Origin of the sequence: Planococcus beigongshangi (assembly GCF_016820495.1) — a bacterium.
Lineage (GTDB): Bacteria > Bacillota > Bacilli > Bacillales_A > Planococcaceae > Planococcus > Planococcus beigongshangi.
This window is the reverse complement of record NZ_JADHDU010000003.1, coordinates 212,640-227,151: the sequence shown is the minus strand read 5'-3', so window position 1 is coordinate 227,151 and position 14,512 is coordinate 212,640. Positions and strand designations below refer to the sequence as shown.

Sequence of the window (14,512 nt, the reverse complement as noted above, 5' to 3'; positions counted from 1 at the left end):
TTCCTCTCAACCCACAGCTTTTTGAGATGAAAAAGGCTTCGCGTCCGCGAAGCCTTCCTTAAGGGATTGGAGTTTTTCGCACGGCGAAAAACGTCCGCTGTTGATCTTGAACTTTGGGGGTGGCAGATACAGGTGGATTTTCCAGGTGAAAAGTGAGGAGAAAGAATCAGCATGGTTTTATTGCAGAAAGGCTATACTGTTAGAAAATCGTGGAGATGATGCTGGAATAAGCTTTGGAACAGTAGATGCAGTTGATTTAAAGTCAAAGCTTATTCCACATCCAATGAGAAAACGTAATATGCTGTCCCTTGTTCCCAGGTCGCTTTCACTTCATACACCGTTCTGCCGCTTCGGCCTTCCAATACGACATTCGTCTGTTCCCGATCACTATTATAAAAGGAATCCAACACATTCACCTGATAAGTCAGCGGTTCCTCTTTAAATTGCAGTTCAATGATGGAGTCCGCATTTACAGCCGGCGCTTTCCGGTTTTCGAGCAATGCTTCAGCACCTACAGTTTCCGCCTCTATGGTAGCTATCGCATCTTCTTCCCCGTCAAAATAACTCCACTGGAAACCATTCATCGCAGTCATAAAATCTTTTCCATCCACGCTTATTTTTAAACTTGGCGGTCTTTGAGAGCTATTCTGCATATTTTCAGCGGTATCGTTGCTGGCTTCTTCGCTATTGAGGACTTCCTTTTCCAGGGCACAGCCCATCAGCACAAAAAGAATCATCATGCCCAAACAAAAAACCTTCCCGTTCATACTACCCCTCCTGTCTATCCGATTAGACTGGAGAAATCGCAATAAGTTACAGGGCTCTTTTCAATTTCAAAATGAATTTCAGGGAATTTTTGTCGGATCCTGTAAATCGAGCTGTTGGAAAATAAGATAAATAAAAGGAAGAGCCGCTCCACTCAGCCTCTTGCCTCCCCTTACGTCATACTTTTTTATTGCCAAGTTCTTCCGCCAAGCCGATCAGCAGCCCCTCAATCCCCCGCATATAGCAGAGCCGATACGTGTCTTCGAACTGCATTACTTCACCAACAAGCTGAGCTCCGTGCTTCATCAGTCTTTCCACCATTTCGTCAATATCTTCAACGGTAAACATGACGCGCAGGTAGCCGAGAGAATTGACAGGGGCAGTCCGGTGATCGGAGACAGTGGGCGGAGTTAGAAATCGCGAAAGTTCGAGACGGCTGTGGCCATCCGGTGTGGCCATCATCGCAATTTCCGCCTGTTGCGCCCCCAAGCCGGTTACACGTCCCGCCCATTCTCCTTCGATCATGCCCCTTCCTTCAAGACGCAGTCCAATTTCCTCAAAAAATGAGATGGCGCCATCCAGAGATTCCACAACGATTCCGACATTGTCCAGTCTCAGCAATTTATTGTTTTCCATGGTTCTGCCGCCTTTGTATACAAAACCTCTTATCCGTTCAATCTTCTCAATGAATTCTTCTATATAAATGCTATTGATTCCTTCCCAATAAAAATGAGCTCGGAATTAGTTGTCCAAGCTCATTATAGGGAGGTATTGAGTTAGGTCTGGTAATTTGTTACATTAATTAAAAGAATATTCAAAAAACGATAAAGTCAGAGGAGGTCAGCACATGGGATGGGTGATTATCATCGTAATAGCCTATTTACCGATTTTGTACCGCATTCATAAACGTCTGGATTATTTGGAAAAAGAATTAGCAAGAGTGAACAAAGGACTGTAGCATCTGAAAGCGCCTGACCTGTTGTGGTTAAGCGTTTTTTAAAAATTTCCTGGAAAGGAACTGATCCCGCGTGCAACGGATAAAATCCATGACTGCCATGTTCATGAATGAACCTTTGTGGTTCAAAATACTGATTACTGTCACTTTCCTTGCCACAATTATTTTAAGTGCTTCCTATTTTTCAACTTATCCCTATCTGCAAAGCGGTTCTAAATTAGCAGCAGCTATTTTTTTCGGGGCCTTTGCCATAAAATTTAAGTGGCATTTTAAAATAGCCCTGCTCTTTTCTGTTTTATCTGTGATATGTATTTTTCTGGCCGTTCAGCCATTGCTTTGAATTTATCATGGCTCTTAACGATAGTATGGTTTCAGGAAACAAAACAGTAATCCATTAAGGATGACGATAATCATATTTGCCCTTCGGCACCTCGATGCTCACGCCATTAATGACAACGGTATCGGCATCCTGCCAGTGAATTTCCCCTTGCTCAGTTTCATATTGCCAGTAGATATTTCTCGGTTTCTTTTTGCTGTCATTGAAATAAAGGACGCCCAGTATCGCATAATCGACCGTTGCTCCCCCATTGTTCAAATACGTTTTCACTGTATATTCCCCGTCCGGCGATACTTCTTCCGTCAAAAACCCACCCGGATCGATCCGGTCAATGTCATAGAACGCCCAGTCTATGATAAATATTAGAAGGCTGGCATAAATCATCATGAACAATAATAAGGCGCTCCAAATCGGATGCTTTGCCGGAAAAGATTTTATACTTTTTAACATGCATGAGCTCCTCCCGACTCTTTTTAGTTCACCTCAAAATGAAAATTTCTGACAATTATATACGTAATAGAGTGTAGAAAGAGCTTTTTCTACAAAATTTTTGCCAGGTTAAAACGCAGTTTCCAAATAAAGGAGGAATTTCAATGGGTTTTATTGTTGCTTTTATTGTGATTATGATTGTCTTTAGTTTCATGACTGACCGGCATTCTTCTGAACAATCGAAGTTCAAAAAAAGCAGGTCCTCTGATTCTGCTGGTTCGATTCATTATTATGGAGACTACGGCAGCGGATCAGACGGAGGATGCGATGGCGGCGGTGGTGGTGGAGACTGATGTAAGAAATCCAATTAGTGCGCCTATTTATCGATAACCTGAAGTGCACACAACAGCACATTTTTGAACTGACAATCGATAAAAAACGTTCGTAAACGTGTCAAAACACTTTACGAACGTTCATGAAGTTAAATGTGCTTTTATGGCTGCTTTTTATTGAGATGCAGGCAATTCCTCTACTTCACTTTAATCCCTCGCAGAATCTTTCGCCTCTTCTACTGTACTGAACGCATACGCTCAATTACTGTTCCTGACAATATTCTTGACACCCAAATAAGTGGCATAGAAATAGCCGCCGTAGATGACTGCAACGAGCAGCGTGCCTGTCAGGATGGTTTGGAAATTGATGTTCAATAATTCCCGGATCGCATATATTCCGACTGCGGTATGGATGACCGCCAGGCTGAGCGGCAGTAAAAAGTAGATGAAGGTCTGCTTCCAGATGGCGCTGTTGATCAATTTCTCCGTGACGCCGATTTTCTTCAACGATTTATACCGCTCCAGGCTGTCACTTGCATCAGACAGCTGCTGCAATGCCAGGACTGCCGCACTGGTGATGATGAAGATGAGCCCCAGGAACAAGCCAAGGAAGACAGCAATGGCGGCGGGTGCATTCTTCCTGTCGAGATGCTGTTTCCATGTTTGACCGCTGACTGAAAGGGGCAGGAAGTCGCTGTATTTTTCTTCCTCAAAATCCACAAACAGCGCAGAGAATTTCTCTTCGGATTCTTCAGGATCAGCTTCATCATAGATCACATTGAAACCTGTCGATTCCAATTGCATGTTTTCAACAGCGTGATCCGGAACAACGAAATACAGGAAATCACCGGTTCGGGGGATAGCGATGTTCTCCTTTACAGGTGATCGGTTTTGGATGGAATAGGCCACGCCATTCAGGATAAAAGGTTCCTCGCCTTGATGGTATTCCGCCAACGCTCCCTCCACATGCCCGGAATCCGAAATTATAAAGAGTTCGTCTTCCCTCAAGTCAATGGGTTTTTGGCCCGCCAATTCCCGGATTGAATTATAATCCGATAATTTCACAATCGAATTGAACATGAATCCTTCCTCCAGATCCATTTTCTCCTCTTCACTCAAATACCCGGTGAACAATTCTTCTGGCGACGCATCCAATTTATACTCGGAGTAGAAGGCATATCTTTCACTTTCGTCGAATTCGAAATCGATTGCTTCCAAATACCCCGCTATATTAGCCATTTCTGGACTGGCAATATCCCCATCAGCATATATGTAGCCGCTGACATCGAACGAAGAACGTTCTTCTGCGTTCTGATCGATGATCCCTTTCACGTTAAAGGCAATGAACAGGAATGTGACGGTCAAAAAAAGCAGCAGTGAGATGACGGCCATGGACAGGAAATTCGTATTCACTTTATTGTTGATCTGCCTCAGGACGAAAAGATTAATGTCTTTCAGATAGAAGCGTTTGTTTTTCTGTAAAATCTGGATGAAGAAATTCGAGAGGCTGAAGAAATACAGCAGCGTTCCAAGGCCGCCGAAGAGAGCAACCACAGACAGCTGGACCCTGTCGGCAGCCAGTCCGTGCGTCAGGAATATGCTGTAGGAAATCATCAATAACGTCACTGCCACTAAAAACAGCAGCACCGATACAAATGGATTCTTCACTTTCACTTCTTCGTTCTTCTTTGCCGCATTTAACAGATCGATCAGTTTATATTTCGAAATGGTCACTTGATTGAACAGCATGACCAGCGCATAGATGATGCCGAAGTAAACCGCCGTTTTGCCGATGGCGCCCATCGAGACGACGAACTTGAAATCCTGCAATTCCGCCGACAGGATATTGGCTGTAACGACCGCCATTCCCTGAGAAACAATAATGCCGAGCAAAATTCCGGCCACGAGGGACAGAAAACCGATCACCAGGGTTTCAAGAATCAATATTCTGGAGATTTTCCCTTTTGACATACCCAGTGATATATAAATGCCCAATTCTTTTTTCCGTTTTTTGATAAGAAAGTTATTCGCATAAATAATCAGCCAGCCAAGTACGAAAGAAACAAATATTGACATGCCGATTGTGAAGTAAGACATATTCAGGATAAAGTCTTCGTTTTGATTCATCCCCAGCATGACATTCTGGTCTTCAAGCGAATTAAAGCTGTAGAATACGCAGATGGCCAGCGTCAATGTCAGGAAATAGATCGAATAATTTTTGAAGCTTCTTTTCACATTATTGAGCGCCAGTTTAGAGAACATTGCTTACATCGCCTCCAAGCAGCGTCACCACTTCAATGATCTTATTGAAGAATTCCTTTCTTGTGTCATTGCCGCGCACCAATTCGTTGAACACCCGTCCGTCTTTTATAAACAGGATCCGGTTCGTATAGCTGGCCGTAAATGAATCATGGGTGACCATGATGATCGTGGACTGATCTTCCTGATTCAGCTTTTCAAACGAATCCAGCAGCAGACGCGATGAGGTTGAATCTAATGCGCCCGTCGGCTCGTCGGCTAATATAAGCGAAGGCTCCGTCACCATCGCCCTTGCACAGGCCACCCGCTGCTTCTGTCCCCCTGATAACTGGAAAGGGTACTGGCTGAGGATTGCCTCGATGCCGAGTTTTGCCGCAACCTCATTGATCAGCCGGTCGATTTCTTTCGCTCCCCGCTTTTGGATCGTCAGCGCCAGCGCAATGTTTTCGTAGGCAGTCAGCATATCCAGGAGGTTGAAGTCCTGAAAGATGAAGCCCAGTTCGTCGCGCCTGAATTTCTCCAGCGATTTTGCCTTCAGCTTCGTAATATCTTTTTCATTGATGGTGATTTTGCCGGTCGTTATGCTATCCACCGTGGAAATGCAGTTCAGGAGCGTCGTCTTGCCGCTGCCGGAAGGGCCCATGATCCCCAGAAATTCGCCTTTGTTCACACTGAAGCTGATGTTATCGATCGCCTTGGTGACATTTCCTTTATTGCCATAATATTTTTCAATCTTATCTACGGTTAAGATATTTTGCATCTTTTGTCCTCCTCATGACTCCTGCCGTTATTTATCGCTTGTCTGTATCTTATCAAGAGCCATTCTGGAGTCGTATGGGTTTAGCTATTCTTTACGTTGCATTTTTGCAAGATAAGGTCAACAGCTGAGGCGTCATGCCGCTTTTCCCAAAGGAAAAACAAGGCTGACCGTTGTCCCCGCTCCCGCTTCAGAAGACAAGGTGATGCCGAGGCCCAGCTGATCGGCAAGTTTTTTGCACAAATAGAGCCCGATGCCTGTAGAAGCTCCGAACTTCCGCCCATTCTCTCCGGTGAACCCTTTTTCAAAAACCCGGTCCCTGTCCTTGTCGCTGATCCCGATGCCGTTATCCGTTATGGACAGGACAAGATTATTTTCGTTTCTGGCTGCACGGATTTCCACTTTCCCATCTGGTCCTTCCGTATACTTGAGCGCATTCCCGATCAATTGGTTCAGGATGAACTCCAGCCATTTTGCATCGCTGTAGACAACGCCTTCCACTGCATTGATCTCGACCGCGATGCCCCTGCTGATGAAATCCCGTGAATTTCGCTTAATGACATTCCGGACCAGCGCAGGCAGCGGAACTTCCCTGATCTGGTAATCCCTGCTGACATTATTGCTGCGCGAATAATAGAGGACCTGTTCGATATATTCTTCAATCTTCCGGACTTCCTCCTGGATATTGCGGGTGACCTGGTTCGGATTGTTTTCGATGATCAGCCGGGTCGATGCAATCGGCGTCTTGATCTCATGCACCCATGTCTCGATGTATTCGCGGTACTCGTTTTCCCGTTCCCGGTAGCTCTTCACATGTTCATGCATATTCCGGTTCGACTCCTGCAGCACCTTATACAAGAGCCTGCCTTCCGCACTTCCAGGCTCTTTCATGATTTCAGCCACCAGGTATTTTTGATCCAGACTTTCAAGGGTGCCGGACAGCTCTTTATGGAACATTCCCATCCTAATAAATTCGACGAGGATGTATGTAACGACGGGGGTGAACCAGACGATGAATATCAGAAATACGATTGCCCCGCTCATATTGAGCAGCAGCAGGATGCCGCTTACCGCGGCGAACAAAATAACATTGGTGATCAGGAAAGGCATCTTATCAGCTATATAATCCTTTAACGTCATGGCAGTATGTATCCTAATCCGCGTCTTGTTTCGATGTTTTTCTCCATGCCGAGCCCTTCAAGTTTCTTCCTCAGCCTTGCTACATTGACGGATAAATTATTATCATCCACAAAAGCATCGGCGTTCCACATGAAGTCCATCAGATCATCCCTCGAAACGATCTTCCCTTTATTTTTATACAAACAGGAAAGAATCTTGATTTCATTCTTGGTCAGCTCGGCTGTTTCTCCTTGATAGGTGACGGAGCCGTTGGATAAATTGAATGACAGTCCGTTATAGACGAGTGTATCCCGGACAGAAGTTCCTTGAACCCTCCGCAGAATCGTTTCGATTCGTGCCAGCAGAATCTGCGTATTATAAGGCTTCGTCACAAAATCATCAGCACCCAGATTCATGCTCATCAATTCATCCATCTCATTGTCCCTGCTCGTCACGACGATGATCGGAACATCGGATTCCTTTCGTATTTCCCTGCAGATAAAGTACCCGTCGACAATCGGCAGGTTAATATCCAGCAGGATCAGCTGCGGTTCTTCCTGGAGCGTATCCTGGATGATCGTTTCAAAATTAGTCAGCGCCACAGCCTCGTATCCATAGCGGCTCAAAAAAGTTTTCAATTCTTCCCTGATTTTTTCTGTGTCTTCTATAATGACTATTTTCGCCACGTGAGCACTTCCTTCACAAAACTATTGATGCTTCATATTCTATATGAAAAAGGTATCCGTACACAGAAGAAATTCCCACTTCTTTACAAGAAGAATAAAAAATAGAGAGAAGATCGGCTGAACCCCCCTCTTCCCTCTACTATTTAAGTTTGTTGAAGCGCCATGACTGCCAAAATCACAAAGTACATAATCAGTCCTGCAATAAAGATCAGCAAAAAATCACTGTAAACCTGCAGCCGCTTCAGACATGGCAAGGATTACGAATCGCAATGATCCTGCAGATGTATTTATTCCTCACAGGAAACTGTTGATGCACTGGAGAAAAAACCATTTTGTGTGACTACTTCCACAATGCCATTCTTCTGCATGCATTCTTCCATCAAAGTTAAGTTTTTTTGGTGGTTCTCTTCGATCTGGCTTATTCTGAATACCGTAATACTGATGATCGTTAGGATACCGATTGTTAAAACCCACCATTTCACCTTACTGTTCTTCATCCGGTCTTCATCTCCTTCTTCCAAAATTTTATTCCCGCCGTTATTAATGACTGACAAAACTTCGCATATGGCGGTAATAGATTAAATTCTGAATGATTATCAGCAGCAGGATTGCCACGATAAATACATACCGATTGAATGGAAAGAACATCAGGAGAACTACCAGCGGCAGCATTTGCGAATAAAAAACATAAACCTTCTTGCTGGCATTCTGTGTCACCTGACTGAACAATTCATCAAACTCGATAAATTCCCCAGGTTTAAAAAGCGAAAATGCAGACATGCGGTTATTCGGATTATTTTCATTGTGCCGATTCAGTTGAATAAAATAGGCGATGAAGAAAATAATCAGTAATAGAGGACCGGCAAAAAAGGACAGAACTGCAATCGTATCTAAATTTATTCCATCCTCCCCATCAAAAACTCCTGCAAAATCAGTGAAAAGCATATCGGCAGAGTAGACTACGCTATACGCCCAAATCATCAATATCGAGTAGAGGGCTATATTCCAAAGCGGGAACTTTACCCGAAAATCATTTTTTGTCATTGTCATCTTCCCCCTCCAGCCAAAATAGTTCATCAACCCGCACTTCCAAGTACTTCGCCAAACGCAGCGACAGTGCAATTGATGGTGAAAATTCCCCTCTTTCAATAAAACCGATTGTTTGTCTTGCCACACCCACATAATTGGCCAGTTCAGACTGGGAAAAACCATGCCTGGCCCTCAGTTCTTTCACGCGATTCCGAAGCATTCAAATCTCCTTCCAACTGTATTGTGGTAATTATTATATTCATAATGTAATGTATACTTAACTTTATGTCAAGTATACTTAGCGGTTAATTTTTCCAATAAAGACATAAAAATAAAGCAGCACCGCGATTTGCGATGCTGCTTGTTAAAATTGATATTCAGAAAAACGTGGGCCGGTATCTTAAAAATTATGCAAGGCAGGAGCAGTAACGCCGGCCAATATTATTAATAATGAAACAGAGGCAACCAGGACCGGCTTCATTGAGGCAGCGTCATCTTTCACTAAAGACGAAATTGCATTCACGAGTGAAAAAATAAAAACAAATGGCCAAATAAACCAAGTCCAATAATAAAGAATGGCGATTCCCTCCATTAAACCGGTCAACATTCACTTCTCCCCCTTCTCATTCCTACTAAGATTTGTTAAAGTGCCAAAATCGTCGAAATCACAAAGTACGTAACCAGTCCTGCAATAAAAATCAGAACATATCTACCCTTTTTATTCATCGCCGTTACCTCCCGGATTTCATTTCCTTATCTTTTAGCCTATTTTATTTATGCTTTGTGGACAACTTCAAATCGTTCGCAGACAAGCAGCATGTCTTCCGAATACGTTAACCCATGAGGTTCCAATATACTTTTGAAAAACTCCACATGCGCATTCCACCAAAATGTATAATCCCCTTCGCCTTCAGCCAGCGCAAATTCCACCGGCACTTCATTCATTGGCATAACTGTAACACTGGTCACCTGGATGATTGCTACAGGAAGATCCTGCGAATTCAGCACGACGTTATACTGTCCCGCCTGCGGCAAAGCCTCGTTCTCCAGTTCATAGGCGACATGGGCGGAACAGGTGGCTGTCTTTTTGCCTTCCACCACTAAATCGGCCAACCAGTCAGCTTCAGCCCCAAATTGAAAAGCCTCTACTTTTTCCGGCTGATCCTGCTCTTTCGCCGCCCAATATCCATCCCAAAATTTCGTTGCTTGTTCATTCATCTAAAAGACCCCATTCATATTAATTAATTTCCGTTAAATTCATGTCCACTTTTCTTCATCATCAACCCATCTTCTGTTCTTCAGATCATAGGATTTGGCTTCATCGTGGAAAGCGAAGTAAGAAGGCAGTTTCAGCGACTCTCCCCCCGCCGCTTCCCAGCACTCGCGGAACCAATCCGCAAAAGCCTGTTGCTCTTGTGGCATCAGTTCCTCTTCATTCTGCTCATAAAAATCAAAGAATTCATCCAGCTGCTCATCGTTTACATGATAATACGCTGTTTCCGGAAGCACCTCCTCACTTCCCGCAAAGATGGCTGTGTCATTCGCTTCATTGAAAACTTCGCTGCCATCCTTATCCATGGAGAACATTCTGATCGATACCTCGAATCTCGTCGGCTCGATAGACGGAACGAATTCCAATAAATCCGTTCCGGAAGCAAATTTGTATGTAAATACGTTTTTAAGATTCCCAATCAATAAAGCGGATTCCTTCTCCAGGTCTGCTTTTATAGAACCCATATATTCGTCGACTGTAAACATGGTTAAACCCTCCTTGAAATACTGGATGAATGCTGATTCGATTTGAACGGCATTACTGACTTATGATGAAAAGCAGTGAAGCGATACCGAAATACATAAGAAATCTTTCACGGTTTTTGACCTTTTTCTCAATCAGCAAATAGATCATAAATGCGATCCATATACTGCAAAATACATCAATGAATATCAATACCTGGTTCCTCTCTTTCTTGACCACCGGCTTAGGCAGCAGACCGATGTTCAGAACTCTTACATTAAATATACTTATAGCTCGAGTTAATAGCTAGATAAGTTGAACTAAATACTCTGCAGAAATCGATATTCCGCAAAACAGCTTCTCTTTCCTGGGGAGTCTTCGCTGTTTTGCTCCATATCTTCGAAATCCTTCTAGAGTTGAAGTGGTTTCCGTAAGCCCACTCGGACCGTGGTCCGAGTACAACATAACCTTTTGCCTGTTTTAGAGGGGTCTCCATTTTTCCTGCATTTCAAGAAATTGACTCCAGCGAAGGAGCGCCGCCGGACCGGCTGGAGCAATAAGACGAGTGCTCTTCTCGGCTTATTGTGGAAGCTGGTCCAAAGCGACGAAGCGGCAAATAAATGCTGTTTTTTAATTCAACTTAGATAGATAATTCTGGAAATAAAAACATCCGTAAAATGCAGCGATACATTTTACGGATGTCCAGCTTTTTTCATATTCAGTTCGGTTCCCGTCGCTCATCTTTTCAAGAGCATCTCAGCGTCGCTCTTCAGGACATTCTCTTCCTACTTCTTCCCCTTCAAGGGGATCCAAATCTCCGAGAGATAGTCATCGCTGTAAGCATTTCCTGCCGGATACACTTCCATCTCGGCGGTTCCGGCATTCTCGTATTGATTGGACGGGAACCATTCCGAGTAAATCTGCTTCCATACCTTCTGGATTGCATCCGGCATGGCCCCGCGCACTTCGAAAACTCCCCATTTGGCTGCGGGCACTTCAATCTGGTGGAAACCTTCCGGCACTGGCTGCGAACTTTCCGCCGCAATCCAGTAATCCATCGTGACACCGTCCTGGAAGTTGGTGCAGATTCCCAGCAACCCTTTAATGTCGCCATCGTTTAATCCGGCAATTTCTTCGCTTGTACCGTCACTGTTCACTGCCATCCACAATTCAGAAATGCCGCTCATGTTCTCTCCGTCACGCATCGAAAAGTTCCGCTTCATCCCAATGGCCTGAAATTTTTCCCTCTCCACAATTCGATATTTCATCGGATCTGCCCCTTTCAGATTCACCTGGATCACCAGGCGGTTAAAAGATTGCAGCTCTCCCACATTTCTTCTGGCTTCGCTCGGTGTAATACCATGCTGCCGCCGGAAAGCCTTGGAAAAAGCCTCGGGAGTGTCATAGCCATATCGATAAGCGATATCGATGATTTTCCTGTCCGTCGCCGACAGTTCGTGCGCCGCCAAAGTCAGCCGTCTTCTGCGCAGGTATTCGGCGACCGAGCAATCCGTCAAAATTGCAAACGTCCGCTGGAAATGAAACACGGAAGAGTTTGCCTGTTTCGCAATTTCCTCGATCGTCACCGGTTCCCTGATATGCTCTTCCATGTAGTCAATGGCGTGCTGCAGCGATTCCACCCATCCCATAGCCCTCACTCCTTATCTTCATTTTACTGAGTCAGCCACTCCGAATCCTGTCCGTTTGTGCTGAGTGTGGACAGGTGATTTTGGGCATTCCCGAATTTAATACTTCCATCATAAACCAAAGCATGGGTAGTTTTCATAGAAAGTAAAAAACACAGCCTCCATCCAAAATGGAAGCTGTGCTCTCGATTTTATCAGTTAAAGAATAATAGTCCGATTGAAATCGGGATGAAACTGTAGAACAGGATGATGACACAGAAGCCCATGATATCCTTCACTTTAAGTCCGGCAATCGCCAGCAGCGGCAATGCCCAGAATGGCTGGATCATGTTCGTCCAGGCATCTCCCCAGGCGACGGCCATTACCGTTTTCGCATTGTCCACGCCCAGCTGCATTCCCGCCTCGATCATCATCGGCCCTTGAACTGCCCATTGTCCTCCGCCGGAAGGTACGAAGAAGTTAACGATACCAGCACTTAAGAATGTGAATAAAGGAAACGTGAATTCTGTCGAAATATTGATAAACCACTGGGACATCATATCGGAGAGTCCTGAAGCGACCATCATTCCCATGATTCCCGCATAGAATGGGAACTGGATGATGATGCCGCCGACGTTTTTAACCGCATTGTTTACACTGTGCAGGAAACGTCTTGGTGTACCGTGCAACAGGATTCCCAGGAACAACATGACCAGGTTGACGATATTGATGTTCAGGTTGAAACCATTCGTGTAAAAATAATATCCCGCATAGCCAAGTCCGAGCAATGCGATGATCAATGTGATGATTCTGCTGTTTTCGAGTTTTTCGGACGGCGTTAAATCCGCTTTTTTCTCTTCGACATATTCTTCATTCATCGAACTCTTTTCCCAGTCTATTTCATAGGACATTTCCTGGCCCTGTCTCAATTTCATCAAATAGGCGTTCAGGAACGGCATGGTCAAGAGAATAAAGATGACGATGAAAATATTGAAACTGCTGAACAGGGTTTCGCTTACTGGAATGAGCCCCATTTCCCCTTCCAAAAAGTGTCCCTCTGTCGCAACCAGGAGTGGAATGGATCCGGAAAGGCCCCCGTGCCAAACCAGAAATCCACTGTATGCACTGGCGACAAGCAGACGGTAATCGACAGTCGGCACTTTTTTCGCGATTTGTATCGCCATCAATGCCCCGACGACCAGGCCGAATCCGTAGTTGATCAAAGAACCGATGATGCCGACAAATGTGACAAGAATAATTGCCTGCACCGGCGTCTTCGCCAGTGAGCTTATTTTTTCGAGCCCCTTTTTAACAAGCGGCGTATTCGCGAGTATGTACCCTGTTACAACGATAAGTGCCATTTGCATCGCAAAGGCCAGCAGATCCCAGAATCCGGTGCCCCAATGTTCCACCATCTGGACCGGCGAGCTGTCTGTCATGAAGACACCCATCAGATAAACCACTACCGTAAGTATAATTGCAAAAATAAAAGCGTCCGGCAGATATCGCTGGACAATCCGGTCAAAAAAGTTCGTTATTGCTCTCATTGCTTTCTCCCCCTCTGTTTGGCGTGAATCCGAGTCAATCTCCCCTGTCGATATCCCCCTTCTCGACTGATGCTTTACAAGATCAAAATTGATAAGTAAAATGAATATTTCGAATCATCCTCATTCTATCATTCCTTTACCTCGAGGTCATTACCGCTTTTATTTATATGAACGAATACGAACCGATAGAAACAATTTCACAAGAAGGGAGGCATAAGACAGTGGAAAAATTGCGCACACACTCTTCAAACTAAAATTTGAGGAGGAAAAAGAAATGGCTTTTACATTCAAAGAAGACAAACGAATTGATAAAAACACATTGAAATCGCTGTACGAAGATGTGGAATGGTACGCCTACACAAAAGACATGGACCAATTGGCCGAAGCGTTGGCAGGGTCGTTATACGTGCTGTCCGCTTGGGACCAAGAAGAATTGATCGGCCTGGTGCGTGTCGTCGGCGACGGCCTCACCATCATTTACATCCAGGATATCCTCGTGCTGAACAATCGGCAAAACCAGGGCATTGCAAGCGAACTGATGCGTCGTGTGCTGGAGAAATTCCACAGCGTCCGCCAGAAAGTGCTGCTGACTGAAGAAGCGGCGGACGTTCGGCATTTTTATGAAAAGCACGGTTTTCAGTCCTGTGATCAGGGCACCCTTGTGGCGTTTGCCAAGCTGATATAGAAGAAGTTCCCGCACAGGTGACTGCCACCTCGCGGGAATTTTTTTGTGGTTTTTTCGCTTTTCGCCTGCGAAAAGCAGCCATTTTGTCGTTTGACCTTTGAATTTGTGGATTTTTTTGCTGAAAGTGCAGTTTTTGGGCGAAGAGACGCTCTGTTGGCTGGATATATAGTGTGCGCCGGCTGGCGGGATCGGGATATCGGCGTTTGGGAGATTATATCGGCGTTCAGCGGATTATATCCGCGTTCAGGAAAT

Annotated in this window: 18 protein-coding genes; 3 read left to right on the top strand and 15 right to left on the bottom strand. The window is 44.7% G+C overall.

Going from position 1 to position 14,512, the window contains the following annotated elements:
- Positions 1-269 precede the first annotated feature (269 nt).
- Together IQ294_RS08285 and IQ294_RS08280 are read right to left on the bottom strand one after the other, a co-directional pair.
- Complete coding sequence (locus tag IQ294_RS08285; protein WP_203333563.1) at positions 270-767, bottom strand: hypothetical protein; 498 nt, start codon at positions 765-767, stop codon at positions 270-272.
- A gap of 175 nt (positions 768-942) precedes the next feature.
- The gene (locus IQ294_RS08280) at positions 943-1,401 is read right to left on the bottom strand and encodes a VOC family protein (RefSeq protein ID WP_203333562.1); all 459 of its coding nucleotides are present in this window, start codon (positions 1,399-1,401) and stop codon (positions 943-945) included.
- 410 nt (positions 1,402-1,811) lie between these two features.
- Between IQ294_RS08280 and IQ294_RS08275 the strand changes: the two genes are divergently transcribed.
- Positions 1,812-2,060 carry a hypothetical protein gene (locus IQ294_RS08275; RefSeq protein ID WP_203333561.1) on the top strand — a complete coding sequence of 83 codons (249 nt, stop codon included), beginning with the start codon at positions 1,812-1,814 and terminating at the stop codon, positions 2,058-2,060.
- Between the two features lie 54 nt (positions 2,061-2,114).
- On the opposite strand, the gene IQ294_RS08270 is transcribed toward IQ294_RS08275, so the two are convergent.
- Positions 2,115-2,507, bottom strand: a complete 393-nt coding sequence (locus IQ294_RS08270; protein WP_238942715.1) for a DUF5412 family protein — start codon at positions 2,505-2,507, stop codon at positions 2,115-2,117.
- A gap of 143 nt (positions 2,508-2,650) precedes the next feature.
- Here IQ294_RS08270 and IQ294_RS08265 point away from each other — a divergent pair, with 143 nt between their 5' ends.
- Positions 2,651-2,839 carry a hypothetical protein gene (locus tag IQ294_RS08265; protein WP_203333560.1) on the top strand — a complete coding sequence of 63 codons (189 nt, stop codon included), beginning with the start codon at positions 2,651-2,653 and terminating at the stop codon, positions 2,837-2,839.
- Between the two features lie 237 nt (positions 2,840-3,076).
- On the opposite strand, the gene IQ294_RS08260 is transcribed toward IQ294_RS08265, so the two are convergent.
- From IQ294_RS08260 to IQ294_RS08205, 12 genes are all read right to left on the bottom strand, one after another.
- Complete coding sequence (locus tag IQ294_RS08260) at positions 3,077-5,080, bottom strand: FtsX-like permease family protein (RefSeq protein WP_203333559.1); 2,004 nt, start codon at positions 5,078-5,080, stop codon at positions 3,077-3,079.
- Positions 5,070-5,837 (bottom strand): ABC transporter ATP-binding protein, encoded by a 768-nt coding sequence (locus IQ294_RS08255; RefSeq protein ID WP_203333558.1) that lies wholly within the window; start codon positions 5,835-5,837, stop codon positions 5,070-5,072. The genes IQ294_RS08260 and IQ294_RS08255 overlap by 11 nt, the downstream gene beginning before the upstream one ends.
- A 132-nt stretch (positions 5,838-5,969) precedes the next feature.
- Positions 5,970-6,974, bottom strand: coding sequence for a sensor histidine kinase (locus tag IQ294_RS08250; RefSeq protein WP_203333557.1), 1,005 nt, complete (start codon positions 6,972-6,974; stop codon positions 5,970-5,972).
- A complete protein-coding gene (locus IQ294_RS08245; RefSeq protein WP_203333556.1) occupies positions 6,971-7,639 on the bottom strand; it encodes a response regulator in 669 nt (222 codons plus the stop codon). The genes IQ294_RS08250 and IQ294_RS08245 overlap by 4 nt, the downstream gene beginning before the upstream one ends.
- Positions 7,640-7,926: 287 nt before the next feature.
- A complete protein-coding gene (locus IQ294_RS08240) occupies positions 7,927-8,136 on the bottom strand; it encodes a hypothetical protein (protein WP_203333555.1) in 210 nt (69 codons plus the stop codon).
- Between the two features lie 43 nt (positions 8,137-8,179).
- On the bottom strand, positions 8,180-8,689 hold the full coding sequence (locus IQ294_RS08235) for a hypothetical protein (RefSeq protein WP_203333554.1): 510 nt from the start codon (positions 8,687-8,689) through the stop codon (positions 8,180-8,182).
- The gene (locus IQ294_RS08230) at positions 8,670-8,888 is read right to left on the bottom strand and encodes a helix-turn-helix transcriptional regulator (RefSeq protein WP_203333553.1); all 219 of its coding nucleotides are present in this window, start codon (positions 8,886-8,888) and stop codon (positions 8,670-8,672) included. Before IQ294_RS08230 ends, IQ294_RS08235 begins: the two co-directional genes overlap by 20 nt.
- A 180-nt stretch (positions 8,889-9,068) precedes the next feature.
- Positions 9,069-9,275 carry a hypothetical protein gene (locus IQ294_RS08225; RefSeq protein ID WP_203333552.1) on the bottom strand — a complete coding sequence of 69 codons (207 nt, stop codon included), beginning with the start codon at positions 9,273-9,275 and terminating at the stop codon, positions 9,069-9,071.
- A 167-nt stretch (positions 9,276-9,442) separates the two neighbouring features.
- Entirely contained in the window at positions 9,443-9,886 is a 444-nt protein-coding gene (locus IQ294_RS08220) for an ASCH domain-containing protein (RefSeq protein ID WP_203333551.1), read from the bottom strand.
- Between the two features lie 39 nt (positions 9,887-9,925).
- On the bottom strand, positions 9,926-10,426 hold the full coding sequence (locus tag IQ294_RS08215; RefSeq protein WP_203333550.1) for a hypothetical protein: 501 nt from the start codon (positions 10,424-10,426) through the stop codon (positions 9,926-9,928).
- A 762-nt stretch (positions 10,427-11,188) separates the two neighbouring features.
- The gene (locus IQ294_RS08210) at positions 11,189-12,052 is read right to left on the bottom strand and encodes an AraC family transcriptional regulator (RefSeq protein ID WP_203333549.1); all 864 of its coding nucleotides are present in this window, start codon (positions 12,050-12,052) and stop codon (positions 11,189-11,191) included.
- Between the two features lie 191 nt (positions 12,053-12,243).
- The gene (locus IQ294_RS08205) at positions 12,244-13,575 is read right to left on the bottom strand and encodes a short-chain fatty acid transporter (RefSeq protein ID WP_203333548.1); all 1,332 of its coding nucleotides are present in this window, start codon (positions 13,573-13,575) and stop codon (positions 12,244-12,246) included.
- A gap of 274 nt (positions 13,576-13,849) precedes the next feature.
- Between IQ294_RS08205 and IQ294_RS08200 the strand changes: the two genes are divergently transcribed.
- Complete coding sequence (locus tag IQ294_RS08200; protein WP_203333547.1) at positions 13,850-14,260, top strand: GNAT family N-acetyltransferase; 411 nt, start codon at positions 13,850-13,852, stop codon at positions 14,258-14,260.
- Positions 14,261-14,512: the final 252 nt, after the last annotated feature.

What these genes read in the sequence shown, in the direction of transcription:
- IQ294_RS08285 (WP_203333563.1), bottom strand. Translation starts at nt 767, where the DNA reads ATGAACGGGAAGGTTTTTTGTTTGGGCATGATGATTCTTTTTGTGCTG.
- IQ294_RS08280 (WP_203333562.1), bottom strand. Translation starts at nt 1,401, where the DNA reads ATGGAAAACAATAAATTGCTGAGACTGGACAATGTCGGAATCGTTGTG.
- IQ294_RS08275 (WP_203333561.1), top strand. Translation starts at nt 1,812, where the DNA reads ATGACTGCCATGTTCATGAATGAACCTTTGTGGTTCAAAATACTGATT.
- IQ294_RS08270 (WP_238942715.1), bottom strand. Translation starts at nt 2,507, where the DNA reads ATGTTAAAAAGTATAAAATCTTTTCCGGCAAAGCATCCGATTTGGAGC.
- IQ294_RS08265 (WP_203333560.1), top strand. Translation starts at nt 2,651, where the DNA reads ATGGGTTTTATTGTTGCTTTTATTGTGATTATGATTGTCTTTAGTTTC.
- IQ294_RS08260 (WP_203333559.1), bottom strand. Translation starts at nt 5,080, where the DNA reads ATGTTCTCTAAACTGGCGCTCAATAATGTGAAAAGAAGCTTCAAAAAT.
- IQ294_RS08255 (WP_203333558.1), bottom strand. Translation starts at nt 5,837, where the DNA reads ATGCAAAATATCTTAACCGTAGATAAGATTGAAAAATATTATGGCAAT.
- IQ294_RS08250 (WP_203333557.1), bottom strand. Translation starts at nt 6,974, where the DNA reads ATGACGTTAAAGGATTATATAGCTGATAAGATGCCTTTCCTGATCACC.
- IQ294_RS08240 (WP_203333555.1), bottom strand. Translation starts at nt 8,136, where the DNA reads ATGAAGAACAGTAAGGTGAAATGGTGGGTTTTAACAATCGGTATCCTA.
- IQ294_RS08235 (WP_203333554.1), bottom strand. Translation starts at nt 8,689, where the DNA reads ATGACAATGACAAAAAATGATTTTCGGGTAAAGTTCCCGCTTTGGAAT.
- IQ294_RS08230 (WP_203333553.1), bottom strand. Translation starts at nt 8,888, where the DNA reads ATGCTTCGGAATCGCGTGAAAGAACTGAGGGCCAGGCATGGTTTTTCC.
- IQ294_RS08225 (WP_203333552.1), bottom strand. Translation starts at nt 9,275, where the DNA reads ATGTTGACCGGTTTAATGGAGGGAATCGCCATTCTTTATTATTGGACT.
- IQ294_RS08220 (WP_203333551.1), bottom strand. Translation starts at nt 9,886, where the DNA reads ATGAATGAACAAGCAACGAAATTTTGGGATGGATATTGGGCGGCGAAA.
- IQ294_RS08215 (WP_203333550.1), bottom strand. Translation starts at nt 10,426, where the DNA reads ATGTTTACAGTCGACGAATATATGGGTTCTATAAAAGCAGACCTGGAG.
- IQ294_RS08210 (WP_203333549.1), bottom strand. Translation starts at nt 12,052, where the DNA reads ATGGGATGGGTGGAATCGCTGCAGCACGCCATTGACTACATGGAAGAG.
- IQ294_RS08205 (WP_203333548.1), bottom strand. Translation starts at nt 13,575, where the DNA reads ATGAGAGCAATAACGAACTTTTTTGACCGGATTGTCCAGCGATATCTG.
- IQ294_RS08200 (WP_203333547.1), top strand. Translation starts at nt 13,850, where the DNA reads ATGGCTTTTACATTCAAAGAAGACAAACGAATTGATAAAAACACATTG.